This window comes from Fulvivirga kasyanovii (genome assembly GCF_009711405.1).
Lineage (GTDB): Bacteria > Bacteroidota > Bacteroidia > Cytophagales > Cyclobacteriaceae > Fulvivirga > Fulvivirga kasyanovii.
In genome coordinates, this window is record NZ_SMLW01000592.1 from 1 (window position 1) to 24,072 (window position 24,072).

Consider the following 24,072-nt stretch of genomic DNA (forward strand, 5'->3'; position numbering starts at 1 on the left):
CACAAAGGAAAGGCAAGAAAAAAGCGGTAATCGTATGATAAACGCTTGTATTCATTTAACTTACGCTTGTAAGCGTTTACAAACGGATAAACAGTTAAAAACAATATCTTATAGAATGCAAGAAAAAACCTGTCTCGAATGCGGGACAAAAATATTCGGTCGGGTAGATAAAAAATTCTGCTCTGACCAATGCAGAAACTCCTACAATAACAAATTGAATAGTGACGGCACCAACTACATCCGCAACGTCAATAACATCCTTCGTAAGAACCGTCGCATTTTGATGGACCTGAACCCCAACGGTAAATCAAAAACCCACCGGAATAAGCTTTTTGAAAAAGGGTTTGACTTCAACTATTTTACCAACACCTATACCACAAAAGCAGGTGCCATTTACTACTTCTGCTATGAGTATGGTTACCTGCCTATCGACAATGATTTTTTTGCTTTGGTAAAAAAGCAAGAGTATGTGGATTAGTGTTAAGTTAAGCATACTTTAGCCATACCAAGTTTTGTTCTTTTTGTCCCATGCTGCCTTAAAAAATACTTACGTAGCTACGGCTATGCTCATATTTTTTGCGTTGCCTGGAACAAAAATAACTGCAACTTATATGGCACAGTACACTTAACTCAACACTAGAAGAAAATTAACTTAGTTTTTTGACGTAGCAAACAATGCGACTGGCTTCACTAAAACCGTAACGTTCATGAAACTTCTGGCTGTTTGTATTGTGCAGTTCTGTGTCTGAGGCCATTTCCTTACAGCCTATATCTTTACATCAGGCTTCACCTGTTGCCATCAGGTCTTTTGCTATACCTGACCTTCGATACTCAGGCTTTACATAGATTGCTTCCACATAACCAACCGGCGATGATGTAGTGCCTTCAACATAGTCTTTCCTTAATGAAAGCATTATAAAAGCAATATAATCAGCCTCTCCATTCTTTACCAGAAAAGCCGTCTGGCCATCGGAGTACAGTACCTGCTGACAGTTATCAAATTCCTCCTGATAGTTGCACTCCGGCCATAGCTTCAAAGCCAGTTGGGTGAGAGGCTCAAGGTTATTCTTTGATATGACTTCCGTTTTCATAATCAGGTATATAAAAACAGATCCGGTAATTTGAAATTACCGGATCTGCATAGGGATCAGATTTTAAAGATCACTTAATATTCCCTACCTCATCGATCTGCAGGTAAGGATTAAAAGCAATCTCCCACAAATTGCCATCGGGGTCTGCGATGTATCCGCTATAACCACCCCAGAAGACCTTTTCCGGTCTTTTGACTATATTAACATTTTGCTTTTCAAAGTTTTCGAACAGCTCGTCCACCTCCTGTTCGGTTCGGGTGCAGAAAGCTAATGTAAAGCCTTTATAAGAGCCGTGGCCGGTTTCTTTGTATTCTACATTAGCATCCTCGGCCAGTGCGGCATTGGCATATAAAGCAAGCTTTATGCCGTTGAGTTGCATAAAAATTATGTTCTCGTTGCTTTCTTCGGCCTTGTTCCATCCAAATTTTTCAGTATAAAACTGCTCAGCTTCCTTAAGGTCTTTCACCCCAAGGGTAATGATAGAAAGTCTTTGCTCCATGCAACTGGTTATTTTTTCAATACGGTGAACTCCACACGACGATTAACTGCCCGGCCTTCATCTGTATCATTGGTTTCGAGCGGTACGGTTTCTCCATAACCTTTTGCTACCAGGCGGTATTCGTCGATACCCTGACCAATCAGGTAGTCAACCACTGCCTGGGCCCTGCCCTGAGATAGGTTAAGGTTATAATCATCAGAGCCTTTGCTATCTGTATGTCCGGCAATCTCAATCTCGACTGACGAATTGTTATTCAGAAAATCCACCACTTTGTCAAGTTCCACGTACGATTCGGATTTCAGTGTGGTCTTGTCAAAATCGAAAAATATATTATTCAACCTCACTGTAGTACCTACCTCAATGGGTGTCAGGTAAAGGTCCTTATTCAGCAGGCTGCCATCATCAGCATTGTTGACACTATCCGTGGCATTGAGAAACCCTTCGGAAGAGGCTGTAATAATGTACCACCCTTTTTTCTCCAGTTCCTTTTCAAAGTAGCCTTTAGGTGCATCTGCTTTAAAGCCTGCTTTTTTATCCCTCTTGTGTGTCACCACTACCTTGGCCGCCAGCGGTTCTTCTGTTTTTGCATTGTACACCGTACCTGTCAACAGTGCATTACGCTTTACAGGCTTGAGCATGAAATCCTGTATCACCGTAGTATCTCTAAAAACATCTTTTATTGACAATTGAGCCTCATCGGGATAGTAGCCATCTGCACTCACTCTGATGTGGTAGTTGCCTTCACCTGTTAACTGGGTCTGGTAACTTCCGTCCCCCGAACTTGAAATAAGTGTATCCGTCTCATTGCCACGTCCGATGGCCAGAGAGGCTATAACACCTGACCTGCTCTTCTCATCAAGAACAATCCCTCTCAACCGGATCTTTATATCTTTCTCCTTTAGTCCGAAAATATCAAGGTTACCACCATCTATGGTATTACCCGACTGGGCTGTAAATACATTTCCGGAATTGTCTATCGACATATAAGAATCAAACGCACGGGTATTCAAAGGCCGGCCTACATTAACAGGGTTAGACCACTTGAGCCATGTATCATCAAGCCTTACGGTTTTGTAAATATCGGCATTGCCTATCCCCATATCCTTTCTGGTGCTGGAATAGTACATCGTCTTATTATCCGGAGCCAGGTATGGAGCAAACTCATCTCTGGAAGTATTGATATTGGCAGGCAACTTTACAGGCCGTGACCAGTCGCCGTTACCGAGGGATTTGCTAAAATAAAGGTCACTAAAAGTGCTATTTTCTTTTTCGCTCAAATACAAGATCATGTATTTGCCATCTGAGGACATGGTGGCACCATAAAACTTCCCTTTGTTCATGTTTTTAAAGTCTTCTACTTTGATCTCCTCAGGTTTGCCCCACTCTCCGCCACTCATACGGGTAAAAGAAAAGCCTTTGGAATTACGGGAAGATCCTCCTCTGATAAAAAGTGTGTTGCCATCCGGCATAACTGTAAATACCTGATTGGAATGGTGCTGGTTAAGCGGCTTATCCATGTGCTTTGCTTCTCCCCACTCACCGTCAGGCCCCAACTCAGAGTACCAGATGTCCTGGCTACCCTCTTTTCCGTAGGTATTGTCCGGATGGTTGTGAACAAAAAAGTACAGGGTTTTACCGTCAGCGGAGATCACGGGAGCCCCTTCATGATAACCTGTATTCACTTTCCTTCCTAAATTCACCAGTTCATAACGTTCGTTATATTCCTGGCTAAAACCAATTAAACTATAGACCAATAAAAAAATTAGTAATTGTATTTTCTTCATTATGGATGGATTTTATGAGGTAAATATAAAAATTTACAACTTCAAATAAACCCAACTTTCCCAGATTAAGGCAAAAGATGTAATATTATTGGAATCCTTTACGTTAACTTTGCGTATTTCCAATTATGACCAATAAAATATTTTCCATCCTCATCCTTATACTCTGTTCATCTGCCACAGTGTTTGGACAGGATAAAGACATAGAGATTATCGGTACCATCTTAGAAGCTGATACGAAGGAGCCTGTTCCTTATGTGCACATTGTTAACAGAGGCCTCGGCAAAGGCACTGTAAGTAATACAGAGGGCAGATTCTGGATCAAGATGTCCAAATCGGATACCATTCAGTTTTCTGCAATAGGTTTCGAACCATATATGTTTACCTTAAAAGAGCAAGTGACCACTAACAGGATCAATGTCACTATCGAATTGAATACCTCCACTATGGAACTTCAACCTGTTAAGGTTTTTGCATACAAGGATGAAGCTGCCCTGAAAAAAGCTATGATTGCCATGGATGTACCCATAGAGTCGGAGAAAAAAGGAATACAACTGCCAGGATTTTACTATGGACCTACCAAGGAAGTTAAACCTGGTGTATTGAGCCCCATATCTTTTCTACATAGCAAATTCAGCAGGGAGGTTAAAGAACAAAAGAAGCTTGCAGAATATCAGCAACAGGATAATTTTCAAAACCTGATCAAAGCAAAATATAACGAGAGTGTGGTAATCGAACTTACCGGCCTGCCAGAAGATAAGGTAGATGAATTTATGAGCTTCTGTAAACTGGAAGATTCATTTATAGGCCGCGCAACGGAATACGAAATTGCTGTAGCTGTAAACCAATGCCTTAAAGATTTTGAGGCCGTTGAAGAGGATAAATAACTTTTGTGTTTTCTAATCACTTCCTGACGCCCCTGGGAACTCAATTTTAGGAATTTAATGATGTGTCAGCCAGAAGATGGTTATCTGTTAGTTCTATGCTGACTTTACAGGCCAGCATGACTGCCAGAAAAGCAATTAAACCGGTTAGTCCGTAGAATTGCTATGTTCCGTCTCGCAGGCTGGGTATCATTGTTTAGTCTCAGTGCCTTACAATAGCACTATAAACTTCCATCTATCTGCTTCATCTCAATTTTGAGCTACGAACTTGAACAGTAACGTAAAGAATACATATAATTTAAATTTCAATGAAAGCCAGACAGATTTTCATAACATCAACTATTCTAATTTTAGGGGGCATAGGGGCAATCTACTTTATTTGGCCTCCGGTTTTGTGGCTCCTGGTTCCGGTCTGTCCCATTGTTTTGGTAGGCATTAGTGACATCTTCCAAAAAAAGCATGCTATAAAAAGAAACTTCCCTGTTGTAGGAAACTTCAGGTATCTTCTTGAAAGATTCCGGCCGGAAATAATGCAGTATTTTGTTGAAACGGATACCGAAGGCCGCCCTGTGAACAGGTTATTTCGTTCGCTGGTATATTCACGGGCAAAAAAAGTAACTGACACCACTCCGTTCGGCACACAACTGGATGTTTATAAAGTAGGTTATGAATGGATGGATCATTCGATATATGCCATCAATCATGCCGACCTGGATCATGAGCCAAGGGTTTTAGTAGGAGGAAAAGACTGCTCAAAGCCATATTCTGCCAGTATATTAAACATTTCCGCCATGAGCTTCGGAGCGCTAAGCCAAAATGCTGTATTAGCCATGAATACAGGAGCAAGAATAGGGAATTTTGCCCATAATACAGGCGAAGGAGGAGTTAGTCCCTACCACTCCCAGCCAGGTGGTGATCTGATATGGCAGATCGGAACGGGTTATTTTGGATGCAGAACCAAGGGAACATTTTGCCCGGACAAGTTTAAGCTCACGGCAACGCTTGATAATGTAAAAATGATCGAAATTAAAATCTCACAAGGTGCCAAGCCCGGGCACGGTGGAATATTACCGGCTGTTAAAAACACCGAAGAGATTGCAGCAATCCGTTTGGTAGAGCCACATACCGATGTTCACTCTCCTCCGGGACATACCGCTTTTAAAGATGCTTACGGCCTATTGTATTTTATAAAGCAACTGAGAGAGTTATCAGGAGGCAAGCCGGTTGGGTTCAAATTGTGTATTGGTAAAAAATCTGAATTTGACGACATCTGTAAAGCCATGATCACGACTGGCATTAGGCCCGACTTTATTACCATAGATGGCGGTGAAGGAGGAACGGGTGCTGCTCCTATAGAATTTTCAAATTCCCTTGGCATGCCCTTGAGGGATGCGCTCATTTTTGCCATTGATACACTGAAAGGATATGACCTGAAAAAGGATATTAAGGTTATAGCATCAGGAAAAGTATTCAGTGGGTTTCACATCGCCAGATTGATAGCCATAGGAGCTGATATGGTCAACAGTGCAAGGGCCATGATGATGGCCACAGGTTGTATCCAAGCCCTGCAGTGTAACACAAACACCTGCCCCGCCGGGGTGGCAACCCAGAACAAAACCTTAATGAAGGGATTGGTGGTAAAGGATAAAGCACAGCGGGTAGCTAACTTCCATCACGAAACGGTGAAGAGCTTTACCGAATTAATGGCTGCTACAGGAGTAAACTCACCGTCCGGCTTAAAACGCGAACACATTAACCGGCGGGTAGCCATGAATCAGGTAATGAAGTACAATGAAATTTACCCCGATGTGCAGGAAGGGGAATTTTTGAATACTTTTGAAACTGTTGTGGGTTAAAAAAGAGGCTTCTCCAGGTGATAAAAAATGAGGCTGCCTTTCAGAGCAGCCTCATGCAAGCAAAGAGGTTATACATTTTTTTATTTGATTACCATAAATTTACTCACCTTGACACACTTAGCCAAATAATCAGCTTCCAATTAAAATAAATCCTCCCCAGTAATAAGGTTCCTTATATTTATTCTTTAACTCAACCTGGGCAGCTTTAAAAGCTTGCTGTTTGTTGCCCGTCTTGAGCCAGTTGTTATAGAACTTTGTCATTAGCTCCTGAGTAGCATTGTCATCCACTTTCCAAAGGCTCATAATGATGGCATTGGCTCCCGCGACCAGGAATGCCCGCTGCAATCCGTATACACCTTCACCGGCCTTTACATCACCCACTGCCGTTTCGCAGGCACTCAGCACCACAAGGTCTGTTTTATCCAAAGACATATTCATGGCCTCATATGCAGTAAGTATTCCGTTATCCTTGCTTTCAAGGCTTTCGTTTGCTTCGCCGCTAACCTCATTTCCGGCATTGGTCAGCAACAGGCCTGCCCGGAGCAAAGGATTGTCCCTGGCACTTTCGGTACTGATCCCGAAAACTTTGCTTCCTTTTAGCTGGTGGTCTTCCAAAAAATAACCGTGGGTAGCCACATGTAGTATTTTAACATCAGTTATAGCCTTGAAGTTGGTTTCAGTAGCTTTTACATCACTGTAGGTGGCTATTTTATAACCTTTGGCTGCCAGCATTTTACTGATACCAGCTATCTCTGTTTTGGTTCCTGGTAACGGCGGTATGTCACCTCCATACTGCGGATAACCTACCAGACAGGCCAACCTGGCAGTGAAGTTATTTGGTTTATGCTCTACAAGCATTCTGGTGCTACCGATGATGTGGAAGTCATGATCGTTCATCAAATAATCCCCGGAAGGTTTTCTCAGGGCATTGAGGCTTAGCTGATTGTAAATACCATCAGGAGACAGGTAGACCTGCTTAACTCCTTTTACCAAGGGCTCTATGGGAGCCCAATACTGGTTGTAAGAATATTCGTCAGCCAGCTTTTGATGAATGGCATTGTTATAATATTTAAAGTAACGGCCTTCAAGCTGCTCTCCATTTTCCAGCAGCACTTTTTTAGGCACATTGGCTTCTTTAGTAACTGCAAAAACGATATACCTTGCTTTATCGGTAAAGGTATTATCGAAGCCTCTGAACCTGACAAACTCGAGGGCTACCTCTCCCGGCTTGAGCTTTTGCTGCACGTCTTTAAACTCCACGGAGTTTGCTGCATACTCCCCTGAGAATACTTCTGACTTCTGAGAAAGCAGCTTTTCATTGTTGTTCACCACTTTTTCAAGTGAATCCCTGTTAATGTTTTGTTCTTGTAATTCCTCGCGTGAGTAAGAATACAATCTGGCCAGGGTTTCCTTCTGATCCAGCCAATTCAGGTATAGTTTCTTCAATTCCTCATCACTACCGCTAAGGATTTTCTGCTTTATTTTATTCGTGGACTTGAGCAACAAGCCTTTTGTAGCCACATTATAATTGTACGCACGCAGAAGCAAGGCTCCGTTGTCATCAGGCACTTCGGCTACAAAAGAATAGAACCTTTCAAACCTGGGGCGGAGCTTGTCCCAATACTTTGTTTTCTCAGCTTCACTCATGGGCGGGAAGTACTGGTTGATAAAAGAAAGTGATTGATCCAATGAAGCAGTATACAGCTTCTCAGCCTCAACCCGGTCACCCATTTTCCAATAGAGGATGGCAAGGTTCTCTTTCGATTGTACATATTGCGGGTGCTTATCGCCAAGTATTTTCTCACGGATGGACAAGGTTTCGGTCAGCAATGGCTTTGAAGCCTCGTAGTCTCCTTTAAACCGGTAAAAATTTCCCAAATCACTGATGGCGCTGGCATAAAGCCGGTGTTCCTTGCCAAACTTCCTTTCATAGATTTCAATGGCTTCCTTCAGCAAAGGTTCAACCTCATCGTATTTACCCATCTGCATATAAAGTGCGGCCAGATTATTAAGCATATGTGCGTAATCGGGGTGCCTCTTTCCAAACCTTCGTTCTTTCAACTTGATCAGTGCTTTAAATGAACTCTCCGCTTGTTCATATTTGCCCATTTCCTGGTAAAGCAGGGCTTGGTTGGTCAGGAATTTTTGGTGGTTACCGGACTTTTCATTCTGCAAATTGGCCGATATGTCTATCGCTTCACGAAGTATGACATCTGCCTGCTCATATCGTCCCATAGCCTGATAGAGCATGGCTTCATTATTCAAAGCTATGGCATAGGGCATACTCTCCCTGTTATGGGCTGATTTCAGTTCTTCCGATGCCTCTTTTATCAGTTTCTCCGATTCATTGTATTTCCCAGTCTCTTTATAGAGAACAGCCAGATTGTTCAATGAAGCTCCATGACTGCTTTTATTGTCCTTTCTTAATTCCAGCGCATTTAAAATATATTCCTCGGCCGTAGTATACCTGCCCATTGTGCTATAAAGCAGGCCTAGTGTGGAAAGTACTTTAGGATAATTGATGTCCTCTTTCAGTTCATTCGCTTCGTATTTTATTTTGGAAGCAAGCAACACCTTCTCTGCCATGGCATAATAGCCACTGGCATATAACCCTTCACCTTTATCCAACAGGTCACGTGCCTTTTCCCGCTCCTCCTTTTCTGCCTCTTCTTTACCCAGATTGGTATAGGCTTTTAAAAAGATCTCCCCTTTTTCTTTAACATCGTAAAGGTCAGCGTTATCATTTAGTGAAATGGCGTAGCTAAAGCTGGTAGAATCAAAATTATTGCGGGCCTCCTCCAGTTTTTGAGAAGCTGCATCTTTTAGCATGGTCAAACCATCCCCCGTCACAAAGTTTTTGGCTTTGTCTTTTAACAATTTACCTATTTGCCCATAACCTACGGAAGCATATCCTACAAAAGAGATGCATAAAACCACTATATAGACGTATCTCATTTTTTATGAAAAATTGTATTAAAAGATAGAAAAAGATATTCATTAATTATAATTAAAAAGCTTTTTGTAATTTGGCGCCCCCTATGAAAGCACTAAAGCAAATAGCATCAAAGATATACGTTGGTTGGGTATTGTTGGTTTTCACTTCCTTTATGCTCATACTCCTGCCCATCATCATCTTCCCTATCCTGTTAGGTGAAAAGTACGGCAGCATAACCTACTTTGGACTGAGGGCGTGGTCATGGATTTTCAGTAAACTCAACTTCATTAAATATGAAGTGGTCAATGCCAACAATGTCAACCGAAATAAGTCATACATATATACCTCCAATCACACTTCTTTTTTAGACGTACCCGGCCTCTGCCTTGGTGTGCCTACGCAGTTCCGCCCCCTGGCAAAAAGGGAACTGCTTAAAATCCCGGTTTTTGGTTGGATCGTCCGTGTTGCTGCCGTTATAGTGGACAGATCCAGCACGGAAAGCAGAAAAAAGAGTGTAAAGAAACTAAAACAGGTTTTGGGAGAAGGTATATCTATTCTAATATTCCCGGAAGGAACACAAAACAGGACAGATCAGCCTTTGCAGCCTTTCTATGACGGTGCTTTTAGAATAGCTGTTGAAGCCGGCGCCCCTATTATGCCGATTGTCATCACCAATGCAGGCAGACTTATGCCTCCCAATTCTTTGAATATTAAACCCGGAAAAATAAAAGTGATCTTTGGTGAAGAGGTGGATACCAGTGGGTATTCATTATCAGATCTGCCGTTTTTAAAGGAAAAGGTTTTCAATGAAATGAAAGCCATTGTAGAAAGGGAAGCCAAAAACAGATAACATTGCTAACAGACTTACTACACCATGGGGACTTCGATCAGGAGTAATTCAGCGTCACCAGTTGCCCGCATAGTCACTTCGTTAGTTTCCCATACACCAATGCCATCTCTTCTTCCTAGTGGTTCACCTGCCACTTCTGCCTCACCTTCTATGACAAAAACATATACACCATGGTGATCACCATGTAATTTGTAGTTTGTTTCAAAGCCGGCTTTTAAATTGCCCAGTGAGAAATAGGCTTCCTGGTTAATTTGTAGGGTGTCACCTTTTTCCGGGCTTACAATGGTTTGTATTCGGTTAATACGATCGGCAGGGTCAAAAAGCTTCTGCTGATACCGCGGCTTTACATCCTTCACTTTAGGCAATACCCAGATCTGCAGAAAATTTACAACTTCTTCTTTACTATGGTTGTACTCCGAATGAAGTATACCATTACCCGCTGACATAAGCTGCACCTCATTGGCACGGATCACCTGAGTTGTGTTTCCCATGCTATCCCGGTGCTCAAGGCTTCCGGAAAGTGGTATGGAAACAATCTCCATGTTATTATGGGGGTGCATACCAAAGCCAGCTCCAGCAGACACAATGTCGTCGTTTAAAACACGGAGCATGCCGAACTGCATTCGGGCGGGGTCAGTATAACTCCCAAAACTGAAAGTGTGGTGGGTATTCAGCCAACCGTGGTTGGCTTTTCCCCTTGTTTCGGCTTTGTGTATTATTGTTTCCATGTTACTAATATTTGTTATATGAGTAACGGAAACAAAAATTCCGTTACTCCATCTCTATTACCATATCATCCTGCTCTACCATTTCACCGGCAGGAATATAGATTTTCTTTATTTTACCATCAAATGGTGCGCTGATTGATGTTTCCATCTTCATGGCTTCAATCACAAAAAGTGGTGAATTTTCCTTTACCTCTTCACCTTCCTTTACTTTTACCTCTGCAATTTTACCCATCAACGGCGCTCCAATCTGCTTTTCGCCGGAAGCTTTTGCATAAGCTACTTTATCGGACTTGAAGCTTCTGTCTTTAACTTCCAGAACCCGGGTTTGGCCATTCATTTCAAAGTAAACCTTGCAAATACCATTCTCATCCGGAGCAGATTTGTAAAGTTTTTTAATGATGATAGCTTTTCCTTTACCAATTTCCACAAAAATCTCCTCATCGTTCTTGAGACCGTAGAAAAATGATAATGTAGGCAATCTCCATACCTCTCCGTAATTCTGCCAATGATCATACAGCCCTTTGAACACTTTGGGGTATAATTTATACGACAGAAAATCCAGCTCATCACAATAAGGGTCAAATTCTTTTTGAAACTCTTTAAACTCCTTATCGAAATCTACCGGCTCCAGGTGAGCGTTGGGCCTGTCTGTAAAGGGCTTTTCCCCTTTCAGGATGATCTCCGACAGTTCTTTAGGGAACCCGCCCGGAGGTTGTCCCAGCTCGCCTTTAAATAAACTTACTACCGATTCCGGAAACGACAGGGTATGTCCCTTAGTCAGGATATCCTCTGGAGTAAGGTTATTGGACGTCATAAACATGGCCATATCCCCTACTACTTTTGAAGAGGGCGTCACTTTTACAAGATCGCCAAAAAGATCGTTTACAGCAGCATAATTCTCCTTTATTTTCGAAAACTTATCTTCCAGCCCGAGACCTCTTGCCTGTGGCCTTAAGTTGGAGTACTGCCCGCCTGGGATCTCATGCTCATAAACCTCAGCAGTACCTGCTTTAAGCTCCGACTCAAACGGGTAGTAAAATTCCCGTACATCTTCCCAGTAATTTGCATACTTATTGAGCGATTTCAAGTCAAAATCAGGTTCACGCTCATGCCCTTCAAGTCCGGCGACAATGGAATTGAAATTAGGCTGTGAGGTAAGCCCTGACATAGAGCTGATGGCCACGTCTATCACATCCACACCTGCATTGATGGCTTCAAAATAGGTAGCACACTGTATGCTTGAAGTATCGTGGGTGTGTAAATGTATAGGCAGATCAGTGGCTTTCTTAAGCTCGCTGATCAGTAATTTGGCACTTCTTGGCTTCAATAGACCTGCCATATCTTTAATGGCCAATATATGGGCGCCCTCATCTTCCAGTTGCCTGGCAAGGTCAAGGTAATACTGCAGGTTATATTTAGTATTTTCGTTATAAAGATCCCCGGTGTAGCAGATACAGGCTTCCGCAAGTGAATTAGTGCGTTCGCGTACCGTCCTGATGCTCACCTTCATAGCTTCTACCCAGTTCAGTGAATCAAATATCCTGAATATGTCTATACCTGTTTCGGCAGACTTCTCAATAAACTTTTCAATCAGGTTATCAGGATACGCCTTATACCCCACACCGTTTGAGCCTCTCAGCAGCATTTGAAGCAGGATGTTGGGCATAGCCTTTCTCAAAAGTTTCAGTCTGTCCCATGGGTTTTCATGCAGGAACCTCATACACACATCAAAGGTGGCCCCTCCCCATACTTCCATAGAAAAAATATCGGGGTGGTTTTTGGCAAAGCCCTCAGCCACGCGCATCATGTCCAGCGTCCGTACCCTTGTAGCCAGCAAAGACTGGTGTGCATCACGGAAGGTAGTATCTGTAAAGTGGATTTTCTTTTCATTACGAAGCCATTCGGCAAATCCTTCTCTTCCAAGGGCAGTAAGCTTATCTTTAGTACCCTCAGGGTAGCCGCCAAGGCGGTCAAATGATGGTATTTTAGGTTCTCTGAATGTCTTCGTAGGATCAACACTCTTCACATCAGGGTTGCCATTCACGGCCAGGTTGCCGAGATAGTTGAGTAGTTTAGTACCCCTGTTGAGCCTTCTCGGCACATCAAAAAGCTCAGGATGATCGGCTATAAAGTTTACGGTAGCCTCACCGGAATAGAAGGTTGGATTCGAAATTACATTCTGGAGGAACCCGATATTGGTTTTAACACCTCTAACCCTAAATTCGCTTAAAGCCCGCTCCAAACGCTCTGAAGCTCCCTTGAGGGTACGCCCCCAGGATGAGACCTTCACCAGCAGCGAATCGAAAAACGGTGAAATGGTAACACCGGCGTAGCAGTTACCGGCATCGAGCCTGATGCCAAAACCATTGGCACTGCGATAAGCGATAATGGTACCGTAATCCGGTTTAAAATTATTGGTCGGATCTTCTGTAGTCACCCTGCACTGAATCGCGAAGCCATTGCATTTTACATCTTCCTGGCTCTTAATAAAGATGCGTGGGTCTGCCAGATCGTAACCTTTGGCTATAAGTATTTGTGAACGGACAATGTCCACACCTGTGATTTCCTCTGTAATGGTATGCTCTACCTGTATCCTTGGGTTTACTTCTATAAAGTATATATTTTCCTGAGCATCGACGAGGAACTCAACCGTTCCCACGTTGTTATAGTTTACCTCGTGTGCTATGGAAAGCGCATAACCGTACAGCTTATCTCTTGTTTCCTGGCTCAGGGTCACACTAGGTGCTACCTCCACTACCTTTTGAAACCTTCTTTGTACTGAACAATCCCTTTCATACAGATGCACTATGTTGCCATAGTTATCACCCATGATCTGCACCTCTATGTGTTTGGGGTTATCGATATACTTCTCAAGGAAGATAGTATCATCGCCAAAAGCCTTTTCAGCTTCTTTTTTGGCTTCTTCAAAGGCCGTACTAAGCTGGTCAGCGCTTCTTACTACACGCATACCTCTGCCACCTCCACCGGCCGCGGCCTTTACCATAACGGGATAACCTATCCGTTCGGCTTCGCTCAGTGCAAGTTCGGTAGTAGTAAGTTGGGCTTTACTATCTTCGATAATGGGGACATTGGCTTTGATAGCGATCTTCTTCGCTTCAACCTTATCGCCGAGCTGACTCATTACTTCAGGCTCCGGCCCTATAAATATTATCCCTTCTTCCCTACACCTCTTAGCAAATCGTACATTTTCCGAAAGGAACCCATAGCCCGGATGTATAGCGTCTACGTCATTGCGCTTGGCAACGGCGATAAGTTCTTCAATGTCCAAATAAGGTTTCAGCGGATCATTGTCGGCTCCTATCTGATAAGCCTCATCGGCTTTATACCTGTGCAGGGAATACCTGTCTTCATAGGTATAAACAGTAACCGTTCTGATCTTTAGCTCTGTCGCTGCTCTTAAAATTCTGATAGCAATCTCTCCGCGATTGGCTACCATTAACTTTTTAATCTCCTTTAGTTGGATGTTCATTGAAATACTTTAAAAATTAAATACTCAGGGGAAAATTAAAACATTACAGTGTCTTAACAAAGAGAATCAATTCTGGTTAAAGTTTTTTTATCAGTCTTATAATTGCCCGAACGAATACTGTAATACGCAGAAAATTTGCTTTTTAAATCAATATCTTCTTGTAAATTTTGCAGAAACACCTCCACAAAATCTAGTCAGAGCTATAAAAATCTATCGATTGAGGTTATTATATTTACAAAAAATAAACCTAAAGCACTATCAGTTAGGCACCTATAAAAGATTGCTATTTCCGAACTGGTTTTATTGAGGTTTACCCCACTGAGAGGCTATGAAAAAAAATTAAACCTATGAAATATTTTTTGTTTACCCTGCTGGCAGCATTGATCATCATGCAGTTTTTCAGAATAGATAAGTCTGTACCCGAATATAATAAAACTAATGACTTCATAGCCTTGGAATCACCTCCGGAGGCTGTATCACATATTTTGGTAAAAGCCTGCTATGACTGCCACTCTAATGAAACCATCTACCCCTGGTACTCAGAAGTAGCCCCGCTCTCCTGGTGGCTGGCCAGCCATATAGATGAAGGCCGGGAGCACCTCAACTACTCGACATGGGGCGAGCAGTCTTTGAAGCGTAAGAAACATAAACTGGAGGAAATGATAGAAGAGGTTGAGGAAGGCGAAATGCCACTGACGAGTTATACGCTGGCACATTGGGAAGCCAGTTTAACGGCTGATGAAAAAGCAGCTCTGATAAACTGGCTCACAAAGGTTAATTCCGGTTTATAACCCGGCCACTACCTGACACTATTACATCAATGGTGTCAGGAAAACCCCGATAATAAATATTACCACTACCTGTAATGGTGCCAGTGAGGCTATCAGCTACATGAATGAAGGTGTTACCTGAGCCGGAAATGGTTGCACTACAGGTATTTGTGCTTAAAGCGAAGGCATTGATATTACCAGACCCTGAGATGACCGATCTGAGGTGACCGGCATAGCCGGAGAGCTCAAAACTGCCCGACCCGGTCAAGGTAACGTCCAGATTATCGCAGTCAACGGGCAGCTCAACTTCTCCTGAGCCGGACAATGTCAATTTCATATGATTAGCGCCCCAAATGTCAGCACTGTGAATGTGGCCGGAGCCGAAGTTAGAAACGGAACGAAGATTGGGAGTGGTTATGGTAATAGTGGTATTGTGATCCCTGAGGCATTTTCGGGTCTCCAGATAAAGCTGCTCACCACTTACATGGGTTGAAATATCATCAATTATATTGTGGTTGGACTGCACGGTCACTTCAAAAAAACTGCCCTTTCTGACATAAATATCAGCATCCATAGAATTGCTTATCCCGGTGAAGGCAGGCAGGCTTCGGGTATTCGTGGTAGTGCTTCCTCGGCCTCTCTCGCAAAAATCGTCATCATCAATATCGATATAACATCCGGACAGTCCGAGCGTTATTAGCAGAGATAATGTAGTGGTTGTTAACTTTAGCCGTAAATTCATGTTTTTGGTTTTTATTTGTCAGACTATAAACACTGTTATTAATTAATCAGGTACATTTTCAGCGTTAAAGACAGCGCCTGTTAAATAAGGTTGCCAAAGTTTGTTGATAAACTTTTAAATACTTTAATTTTACATAGTTAGTTGAAAGTATAGTGTCGTGAAAGAGGAAAACACAACCCCATCAAAAATTGAGATACCCACAGATTTTCACTCCTTTTCCAAACAAGGGCTTTTCGAAAGGTGTATAGAGTGCGATAAGTTTCTCTTGGATCAGGGTACGGAGTATTTTATAGAAAAGGCCATAAAGAAATATCCGGGCTACAAGGCTTTTGATGTAATCTTCGAATATGCCATTTGTGCTACCTGCGCAGAGAAAATGCGCAAGCGTATTTCAAAGGAATCCATGAAAAGCATTGAGAAGTATTTTGCCGAAAATGTTGATGTTAACCAGCGCATGAATGTAATGCAGGCTAATCCGGACAATCCGCAAGCATGGATGAAGGAATGTATGGTAAAGGGCTCTGACAAAACCGAGCTTAACGAATTCCAAATCTACGCCCACTGTAATGGCAAACACCTGGAAATGACTCAGATGCCCTATCTCATCAGTGGACAGGCGCTTGATGAAATTGCTAATCTCTTGTCAGAGAAGACTTTAGACGAACTCGACGGCTTTGTCAACAGGCATTTTGGTCCTCCTCCCGAGCTTATGGAACCTATACCGAAAAAGAGACTGGTTTTAATTTGATGGGTATGGATTCATTTATTCATCCAGAAGGCTGTCATTATTGCTTTCAAGGCGTTCCTTTATTTCTCTGATCACGGCATCCAGCTCTTCGGTAGATTTCATCAGATGGTCTACAATTTCCCGTTCGCCTTCCTTGAGGTTTGATCTCTCCAGCAGATTAACCAGCCCCATCACGCTGGCAACGGGAGCCCTGAGCTCATGGGCATTGCTATGAGCATAGGCTGCCAAAAGTTTATTCTGGTCTTTTAGTATTTGTGTTCGGGCCCTGATCTTGTTTTCCAGATCCTGATTGAGCCTTTCCAGATTTTGGTTAAGTTTTCTTACCTCTTCTGACTGCGTTTGGATTTCCTCCGACTGTGCTTGTATCTGCTCATTCTTTGACTCAAGAAGCCGGTTTACATCCTGTTGTATCTTCCTCTGTTTGTAAAAAGCCCCGGCAACCGCTATAGCCAGTATGAACATCATTACTACCGCTATGATCACCGTATTTCTCTGCTTTAGCATTATTTCAGCCGCCTCATTTTCTTTTTTCAACAGCTCTGTTTCAAATTCAGTCTGCATTCTGGCTATCTGGTTAGATTTCTCCTCAGTAAACAACTCACTCCTGATCCGGGTATGTTGGATATGGCTCCGGTATGCACTGTCAAACAGGTTATTGGCAGCAAAAAGCCTGGCCTTGCTTTCAAGGGTATTCATCTCTATGTCACGCGCACCAATTGATGCTGCCTCAGCGAGGGCCATGTTATGGAAATACAATGAGCTATCGTATTGGTTGAGTGCATTATATATTTTCCCCAGAAGCAGGTAGGTGTAGCTGGCCCCACGATGGTCACGATTGTTTACCCTCAGCTTAAGAGCTTTATTTGCATTTTCACGGGAGGCTTGGTAATTATTACGTGTAAGCTCAGCTTCTGCTATACCATGATAAGCGTAGGCTGCATACTGTACATTTCTTTCTACTTGGTTACTCTCCAAAGCCTTCTCAAAGTAATACAGTGCTGAATCAGAGTTATTTAACATCAGGTAAGCCTCCCCCAGATTCACATAGCCCAGTGTAGGATGTCCATGTTTTTCGAGTAGTTTTATGGCCTTAAGCAGATAAGTCAGGGATTTATCTACTTCGCCAAGCTTCTTATATATCTCGCCTATGTTATTGGTTACCTGAGCGACAAGCAACTCTTTGTCCAGAGCCTGGTAAATTTGAAGTGACTGAAGATAATACTCCAGCGACTGGTTATAATTTCCCAATGCCCATTCAAGGCCCCCGTACACATTAAGTGACTGAGCCTGTCCTTTATCATAGTTAAGTCTTTGGGCCGCTTCGTAAGCAATATTTACATCATCCCGCGAAGCCGGGGGGTTGACATGGAGGTAAGCAAAGGCCAGCTCATTCAAAACATCAACCTCTGCTGTATCCTCAGCAACGCTTTTTAAGATTTTGGAAAGACTATCTATTTTGTCTCCCTGAGAATGAACAAAGGGGCAAAAGAATAACAAAAAGCTTACTAACAAGCAATGTTTTATAGTCCTGGCCATGGTTAGAATTAAAATACAAAATTATTAAAACAACGCAGTTATTTATTAGTATGTAATTTTTTGAGTATTTCCTTACCCAATTTATTCATACTAATCCTCAATAGGTAAACCCCTGAATTTCAACAAATAACAACGGTCAGTATATAAAGTTTTGAAAATCAGATAATTACACTCAAAAGAGCTGGATTGGCGCAATATTTTCCATATCCTGTACATAACCAACCAAAATTTCAATTATGCTTAAGTGGACAGTAATATTTTTGATAATAGCCCTGATAGCCGCTCTATTTGGATTCGGAGGTATAGCAGCAGGGGCAGCAGGAATAGCTAAAATTCTGTTTTTCATATTCCTGGTATTGTTTGTTATTTCATTATTGGCTGGTGCTGTCAGGCGCTGACCCAGCCATTGATCAAGAAAGAATAGTTAAAAGGCTGTATTCCGGTTCTCAGTGCGAAAATGAATTTTTTCCTTTTCCGCACTGAAAACTGAGAGCAGCCTTTTTATATTTTTGGTTCTGTCCTAAATGTTAAAAAGTATTTGCGCCTTTCAACACTTGCACACTTAAAAGAGGTGACCGTAGGTCGGAAGGAGTTTGTGTCACTGCCAATGGGCACGCCACAGAGGGCTTTACGCTTGAATTGTGGCAATCACTTCAGCAGGTACTGAGGAACGGTAAGCTTTACCAAACTTTCAGAAGTTTAGTAAAGCTGCGATTTAGCTCGTATGACTTGTTATTACCCAACGTCCCAAGGCCAGTGGGCATATAAGACATCCTATTATCAAAACCTTTTTTCTGTTCTTCTCAGGATCACTGAAATGATAATAGCCAGGAAAAAGCCTATGAAGCAGCTTTTTATGATGTAGTCGACTGCCAGAAGTGCCGGGCTGGTTTCTTTTAAAAGCATCATCTGGCGGCTGTACTCTTCCTCTGAGATGGTAATATTGCCTTCTGTCAGCAACCTGCTTTTTTCCAGTTCCATACCTTTAATTGTACCTGTGATATACCCTTCCAGGAACTCGGGGACGAGATTGGAAAAAGCTATAATAAACAGGCCGACTACGATACCTATCATCATATACATGATAAAGCTGATCACCATGCCCTGCCAGAAATTCAATATTCCTCCATTATGGTATTCCCTGAACTCTTTCAAACCAAAGAATATAAAGAGACCGAACAGGATGATCCTGAAATCAAACATGGGTGGTATCAGCAATGGATGTCTGTTGGAGTAAAACAGAACTACAATAAGGATGATACCAAAGAGAGAGCCTATCAAACCATATTTCAGGGGAATTTTAAAGATGGGCTTTATACTGTTAAATTGTATCATCTATATATTGCTTTCCCTGGTTAAACACTGCTACTGCTTTTCCTTTAATGGCTTTGCCCCAGAAAGGTGAGTTCTTTGATCTTGACTTGTTGCTTTTACTGTTCAAAACCCATTCACGGGCAGGATCAAACAGTGTAAGGTTGGCGGGTTCACCTTCTTTCACTGTCGGCACAGGCAAGCGCAGCAACTTTCTGGGATTGTGGCTTACGGCTTTGATCAACAATTCCATATCTACAGAATCAGACAAAACGGACAGGTTATGGGCTACGGTTTGCAGACTGATGATACCAAAATCGGCCAGGTCAAACTCCAGCTTTTTGCTTTCTTCATCCTGAGGTATATGGCTGGATACAATAACTTCAATGGTGCCTTCCTGCAAGCCTTTGATCATGGCTTTGTTGTCTTTCTTCTCTCTAAAGGGAGGGTTTACCTTAAAGTTGGTATCAAAACCACTCAGGGTACTGTCGTCAAAAGCGGTTTGAAAGGCTGCAATATCGCATGACACTTCCAGTCCTCGTTTTTTGGCTGCTTTGATCATAGCCACCGATCTCTCAGAAGAGATATTGGTAAAGTGCAGCCTTCCTCCTGCATACTGTAGCAGCTCCAGGTCTCTCTGCACGATCAGCTCCTCGGATAGTTTAGGCATACCTTTCATGCCCAGCATGGTGCTGTTCACACCCTCGTTCATAGTACCAAACAGGTTAAGCCGGGTATCTTCGGGCAGGTTGATGAGCAGGCCATCAAATTTCTGAAGGTATTGCAATGATTTCAGCAGGATATCAGTATGCCAAATGGGATGAATGCCGTCAGAAAAAGCTACTGCTCCGGCATGGTGCAGGTCTATCATCTCTGTAAGTTCCTCTCCTTTGGCATCTATGGAGACAGCCCCGATTGGGAATATTTCGGTTATTGAACCTGCGTTGCGGGATTTCAGGTAGCTAACCTCGTTTTTAGTCTGTGTTACAGGCTTATTGTTGGGAAGCAGCGCCACGCCTGTAAAGCCTCCTGCGGTGGCAGTTTCAAGGCCTGAGGTAATATCTTCTTTATGCTCATAACCGGGATCTCCAAATGAAGCCCGCATATCAAACCAACCCGGCGAAAGTATCATTCCTTTAGCATCTATTACTTTGTCTGCATCCGGGGTTTCCTTTCCGATCTTTGCGATGTTTCCCTTATCAATAAGCACATTTACGGTCTTGTTATGATGGGGGGACGACTCGTCAATTACTTGGGCTGATTTTAGTAGTATCTTCTTCATTTGTATTATAGACACATGAAATTATGGTAAAAACCTAATTAATAAAACTTCCATTAACAGAAATATGAGCGCAATGATAATGGCATATTTCCATAAGGGTTGTCCGATATATTTTCTTTCAACAGAGCTCTTGAAGCTTTCTTTGTCCTGCACTTCAAAAACGTCTACTTTACCTTTAAATATCTTTTTAAGATCATCGGTGGTATACTGTCTCAGGTCTGACTCGGCAGGAGATGCATTGAAGGCTAGCGTGGTCAGTTTTTTGCCTTCAAACACCAGGTCATAAAAGCCTACTCCCAGGGTAAATCTTGGCACTTCCATAGACACATTGTTACCAGAGATGCGCTGCGAGGGAATAATCTCCTCTTCTCCCCTTCTCAACTTGAATACATTGTCGGTTATAAGTGTATCTGTTTTGAAGCTAATGTGGGGGTCATCAATGAAATAATATAGTTTGGATTCCTTCGAAGCACTTTGAGCGGCTATGCGGTACATGATGGGTACAAAAATAGCATGGGCCTGCAAGCTTGTATATTGAATGTTGAGCGGAGAACCAAACACATAAAGGTTTCCGTTGCCTCTCATTTGTGACATGAATGGCATTCCATTACTGTACTTCAACAAAGCGGTCCGGTCCCTGCCCCACTGTATCACGCCTGAAGCTTCGGGCATAGCAAAGCTTTTGTTGGTTTCCTCAAAGACATTCTCAAAAAAAGGATCATTAAAATCGGGAGTTGCCAGAGCAGTTTTGCCGGCTGAGTCCATCGGGCTGAGGTTTCCGAGCCCTGATAATTGCCTGTAGCTGGCAATATCGGGGGACGCTGCGGGAATAAAAACCACATCTCCATACCCGGCCAGGTACTCATTCAGCGCTATGGACAGCGAAGGATCAATATTCTCCAGTCCGTTAACCACCACTAAATCCGCCTCCGGAATCAGGCTGTAGTCGAGGTTTGAAAAATTGATACTTTTTAAATTGAATAATTCTTCATTGCCAAACACGTTCTGAACATGGGTGACCTCTGAACTGCTTTTGATCTCCAATACATCTATTTTCCGGCTTCCGTTGATGGTGAAGTAAAAATCGTTGTCGAAGGTAACGGGAAATTCTTCAAAGCTGATGCGGCACTGGTTGTTGCCTTCGATGTTAAATGCCAGGTCAAATGTGGCTGTCACCACATCGTTAGGATTGATGTTGACACTGGCGGTGGCTGACTGCACTTCGTCTACATAAACCTTGACAATGAGGTCATTGACCTCCTCTACGCCTATATTTTTGAGTACCACATTCAGCTTTAACTTTTCATCCCCTATAAGAAAGGGATTGTCCAGGTAGAGAGAGTCTACGAAAACGTTGTTCACGGAAGTGAAATTCATAGGCACGAGGTTCACACTATAGGTGCTGTCGAAGTGTATCTCTTCCGCATCGCCTGCTGTTGATGACTGAAAATCGCTAATCCAGTAAACATCGTAGCTGCCACCTTCCTGCAAGTCAAGCCGCTCTTTGATCTCTTCCAGCGACCGGGTAATTCCTGTCATGCGCAATTCGGTGGTAAGCTCTGAAACATCCTTTTTGTTTTGGTAGATGCCTGAGTAGGTATTGAAGTCGTTGGTCAGTATTTTGTATTCGGCGGATGTAGGGTAGAGTTCGGTTAGAGTATTGACATATTGTAATGCTTCATCAAAAGCGGACACGCCTTCATCCACTTCATTGTTCATACTCAATGAATTATCCAGGTAGATAAGGGTCTTACCCTGTGCCGATGCTTCTTCTTCGGATGGAAAGAAAGGCTGAGCAAAAGCTATAACGAGAAAGAAGAGCATCAAAAGCCTTGAGGCCAGAATGAGGTAATGCTTGAGTTTTCTCTTGGAGCTGCTGGCTTCTTTTACTTTTTGCAGAAAGCGGGTGTTGGAGAAATATACCTTTTTGGTCTTTCTAAAATTAAATAAATGAATGATGATCGGAATGGAGAGGGCAAAAAGGGCGTATAAGAATTGTGGGTATAGAAAATTCATTGGCTGCAAAAGTAGAAAAAATCAATCAATCATACGCAGATTAATTGAAGTGACTTTAACTGTTTAAAAGATTATGGAAATAAAAAAGTCATGCGAAATTCACACAACAGTCAACAAATACAGGTCAACGCTGGTTCTATGGCCGACATCGCTTTCCTGCTACTCATTTTTTTCATGATCACCACCACCATTGTAAACGACAAAGGCATCAGTTTGTTGTTGCCTCCCGACCGGCAGGAAACTGAAATGGTGCCGATTAATGAACGTAATTTATTCAAGATCCAGATCAACTCTCAGGATAAGCTGCTGGTTGAAGGTGAGCCTCGTGATAATACTTCAGGGTTGAGAGAGGAGATCAAAACTTTCATTTTAAATAATGGCAAATTGATTGATCTGAGTGAAAGTTCTTCTAAAGCTGTGGTTTCTATCAAGACCAACCGGGGCACTACGCAGGAGATGTTTATCAAAACTCTGGATGAGGTTAAGGCTGCTTATTACGAAATCTATGCCCAACGGGCCGGAATTACGCCTGCGGAGTATCGTAACCTGTCGTCTAATGTACCTGCCGAAAAGCGGTTGTACGATAAGGGTCGGAAGGGTGTGCCTATGAATATTTCTATTGCTGAGCCATCAAATTGATGTTAGGGTGGTTAGTGGCCTGTCAGGGGACGAGGCCACGGGTTGAAGCCATCGAGTTGATGTCGCCGGTAAGGGGATGAGTGTGTACTTGTGGTCTGTCTGGGGACGAGACCACGGGAGGGGTAGACAAGACCACAGGGCGGTAAGCCGGGGTTGTGTTCATTCGGGATATTAGGCTATAGAATAGGACAAGGAATTGGTAATGTCCACATATCAATTGGCTCAAAGGCCTGCCGATTTTGTCCCTACAGGACAACCTGGCTGAAATGACTATTCTACAAATATGTTTATCCCTACGGGATTATTGTTATGGCGTCTTAAGTACAGTTACGGGATAGTTGGTGGCTATCAGGGGACGAGACCATGGGATGGTGGGAAAAGGGACGAGACCACGGATTGGAATAGGAACGAAACCACGGATTGGGAATATCCACATTCTCCCTGCTGACGAAACCAAAGGGGAGAATGCAGATAGGTGTTAGTGGCCTGTTGGGAGACGAGGCCACGGGGAGCGAAAATGTAGTGTTTTAATTACTTTTTGCCACCAAACATCAGGATTTCGTTAATATTGATTTCGGTGAAGTATTTCTTTTCACCATCTATGGTTTCATATGAGCGATGGATCAGTTTGCCTTGTACGGCTACCTCCCGCCCTTTCTCCAGGTACTCTTCAGCTATTTTTGCAGTTTTCCCCCAGGCTACAATGTTGTGCCATTGTGTGTCTTCAACTTTTTCTCCTTTTGAGTTGCGGTAGCTGTCGGTAGTGGCGAGCGTAAAAGTGGCCACGGTCTTTCCACTTGTAAGGTTTTTAACTTCGGGATCTTTACCTAATCTACCAATCAATTGTACGCTGTTTCTTAAATTTTTCATGTCATGTAATAATTAATATTTATAAATTTTATTCTGATGAGTTG

General features: G+C 42.8%; 20 protein-coding genes. 8 read left to right on the forward strand and 12 right to left on the reverse strand.

Features of this window, described 5'->3' with window-relative positions:
• Positions 1-115: 115 nt before the first annotated feature.
• Positions 116-478 carry a hypothetical protein gene (locus E1163_RS31280; protein ID WP_155173665.1) on the forward strand — a complete coding sequence of 121 codons (363 nt, stop codon included), beginning with the start codon at positions 116-118 and terminating at the stop codon, positions 476-478.
• Positions 479-779: 301 nt separating this feature from the next.
• On the opposite strand, the gene E1163_RS17070 is transcribed toward E1163_RS31280, so the two are convergent.
• The 3 genes from E1163_RS17070 to E1163_RS17080 all read right to left on the reverse strand — a co-directional run bounded on the left by E1163_RS17070 (position 780) and on the right by E1163_RS17080 (position 3,374).
• The gene (locus E1163_RS17070; protein WP_155173666.1) at positions 780-1,091 is read right to left on the reverse strand and encodes a GNAT family N-acetyltransferase; all 312 of its coding nucleotides are present in this window, start codon (positions 1,089-1,091) and stop codon (positions 780-782) included.
• A 70-nt stretch (positions 1,092-1,161) separates the two neighbouring features.
• Complete coding sequence (locus E1163_RS17075) at positions 1,162-1,590, reverse strand: VOC family protein (protein WP_155173667.1); 429 nt, start codon at positions 1,588-1,590, stop codon at positions 1,162-1,164.
• 8 nt (positions 1,591-1,598) lie between these two features.
• Complete coding sequence (locus tag E1163_RS17080) at positions 1,599-3,374, reverse strand: OmpA family protein (protein WP_155173668.1); 1,776 nt, start codon at positions 3,372-3,374, stop codon at positions 1,599-1,601.
• A gap of 125 nt (positions 3,375-3,499) precedes the next feature.
• On the opposite strand from E1163_RS17080, the gene E1163_RS17085 reads away from it, so the two are divergent.
• Both E1163_RS17085 and E1163_RS17090 read left to right on the forward strand, forming a co-directional pair.
• A complete protein-coding gene (locus E1163_RS17085) occupies positions 3,500-4,258 on the forward strand; it encodes a carboxypeptidase-like regulatory domain-containing protein (protein WP_155173669.1) in 759 nt (252 codons plus the stop codon).
• A 305-nt stretch (positions 4,259-4,563) separates the two neighbouring features.
• Positions 4,564-6,111, forward strand: a complete 1,548-nt coding sequence (locus E1163_RS17090) for an FMN-binding glutamate synthase family protein (RefSeq protein ID WP_155173670.1) — start codon at positions 4,564-4,566, stop codon at positions 6,109-6,111.
• 129 nt (positions 6,112-6,240) lie between these two features.
• On the opposite strand, the gene E1163_RS17095 is transcribed toward E1163_RS17090, so the two are convergent.
• Complete coding sequence (locus tag E1163_RS17095; protein WP_155173671.1) at positions 6,241-9,066, reverse strand: CHAT domain-containing protein; 2,826 nt, start codon at positions 9,064-9,066, stop codon at positions 6,241-6,243.
• Between the two features lie 83 nt (positions 9,067-9,149).
• Here E1163_RS17095 and E1163_RS17100 point away from each other — a divergent pair, with 83 nt between their 5' ends.
• Positions 9,150-9,896 carry a lysophospholipid acyltransferase family protein gene (locus tag E1163_RS17100; protein WP_155173672.1) on the forward strand — a complete coding sequence of 249 codons (747 nt, stop codon included), beginning with the start codon at positions 9,150-9,152 and terminating at the stop codon, positions 9,894-9,896.
• A gap of 17 nt (positions 9,897-9,913) precedes the next feature.
• Here E1163_RS17100 and E1163_RS17105 read toward each other — a convergent pair whose 3' ends face one another.
• Together E1163_RS17105 and E1163_RS17110 are read right to left on the reverse strand one after the other, a co-directional pair.
• On the reverse strand, positions 9,914-10,624 hold the full coding sequence (locus E1163_RS17105) for a pirin family protein (protein WP_155173673.1): 711 nt from the start codon (positions 10,622-10,624) through the stop codon (positions 9,914-9,916).
• 43 nt (positions 10,625-10,667) lie between these two features.
• On the reverse strand, positions 10,668-14,114 hold the full coding sequence (locus tag E1163_RS17110) for a pyruvate carboxylase (protein ID WP_155173674.1): 3,447 nt from the start codon (positions 14,112-14,114) through the stop codon (positions 10,668-10,670).
• 347 nt (positions 14,115-14,461) lie between these two features.
• On the opposite strand from E1163_RS17110, the gene E1163_RS17115 reads away from it, so the two are divergent.
• Entirely contained in the window at positions 14,462-14,905 is a 444-nt protein-coding gene (locus tag E1163_RS17115; protein ID WP_155173675.1) for a heme-binding domain-containing protein, read from the forward strand.
• On the opposite strand, the gene E1163_RS17120 is transcribed toward E1163_RS17115, so the two are convergent.
• Complete coding sequence (locus E1163_RS17120) at positions 14,889-15,626, reverse strand: head GIN domain-containing protein (RefSeq protein WP_155173676.1); 738 nt, start codon at positions 15,624-15,626, stop codon at positions 14,889-14,891. The genes E1163_RS17115 and E1163_RS17120 overlap by 17 nt on opposite strands.
• A 157-nt stretch (positions 15,627-15,783) precedes the next feature.
• On the opposite strand from E1163_RS17120, the gene E1163_RS17125 reads away from it, so the two are divergent.
• Positions 15,784-16,374 carry a hypothetical protein gene (locus E1163_RS17125; RefSeq protein ID WP_155173677.1) on the forward strand — a complete coding sequence of 197 codons (591 nt, stop codon included), beginning with the start codon at positions 15,784-15,786 and terminating at the stop codon, positions 16,372-16,374.
• A 15-nt stretch (positions 16,375-16,389) separates the two neighbouring features.
• Here E1163_RS17125 and E1163_RS17130 read toward each other — a convergent pair whose 3' ends face one another.
• A complete protein-coding gene (locus E1163_RS17130; RefSeq protein WP_155173678.1) occupies positions 16,390-17,910 on the reverse strand; it encodes a tetratricopeptide repeat protein in 1,521 nt (506 codons plus the stop codon).
• 236 nt (positions 17,911-18,146) lie between these two features.
• Between E1163_RS17130 and E1163_RS17135 the strand changes: the two genes are divergently transcribed.
• Positions 18,147-18,308 (forward strand): DUF1328 domain-containing protein, encoded by a 162-nt coding sequence (locus E1163_RS17135; protein ID WP_155173679.1) that lies wholly within the window; start codon positions 18,147-18,149, stop codon positions 18,306-18,308.
• A gap of 382 nt (positions 18,309-18,690) precedes the next feature.
• On the opposite strand, the gene E1163_RS17140 is transcribed toward E1163_RS17135, so the two are convergent.
• From E1163_RS17140 to E1163_RS17150, 3 genes are read right to left on the reverse strand one after another with little or no spacing between them, the layout of a single operon-like run.
• A complete protein-coding gene (locus E1163_RS17140) occupies positions 18,691-19,245 on the reverse strand; it encodes a DUF4199 domain-containing protein (protein WP_155173680.1) in 555 nt (184 codons plus the stop codon).
• Positions 19,232-20,503 (reverse strand): dihydroorotase, encoded by a 1,272-nt coding sequence (locus E1163_RS17145; protein ID WP_155173681.1) that lies wholly within the window; start codon positions 20,501-20,503, stop codon positions 19,232-19,234. The genes E1163_RS17140 and E1163_RS17145 overlap by 14 nt, the downstream gene beginning before the upstream one ends.
• Before the next feature lie 21 nt (positions 20,504-20,524).
• A complete protein-coding gene (locus E1163_RS17150) occupies positions 20,525-22,519 on the reverse strand; it encodes a BatA domain-containing protein (protein WP_155173682.1) in 1,995 nt (664 codons plus the stop codon).
• 90 nt (positions 22,520-22,609) lie between these two features.
• Here E1163_RS17150 and E1163_RS17155 point away from each other — a divergent pair, with 90 nt between their 5' ends.
• Positions 22,610-23,158: an ExbD/TolR family protein gene (locus E1163_RS17155; protein WP_155173683.1), complete on the forward strand. Its 549-nt coding sequence runs from the start codon at positions 22,610-22,612 to the stop codon at positions 23,156-23,158.
• A 531-nt stretch (positions 23,159-23,689) separates the two neighbouring features.
• Here E1163_RS17155 and E1163_RS17160 read toward each other — a convergent pair.
• Positions 23,690-24,028 carry a single-stranded DNA-binding protein gene (locus tag E1163_RS17160; protein WP_155173684.1) on the reverse strand — a complete coding sequence of 113 codons (339 nt, stop codon included), beginning with the start codon at positions 24,026-24,028 and terminating at the stop codon, positions 23,690-23,692.
• Between the last annotated feature and the right edge of the window lie 44 nt (positions 24,029-24,072).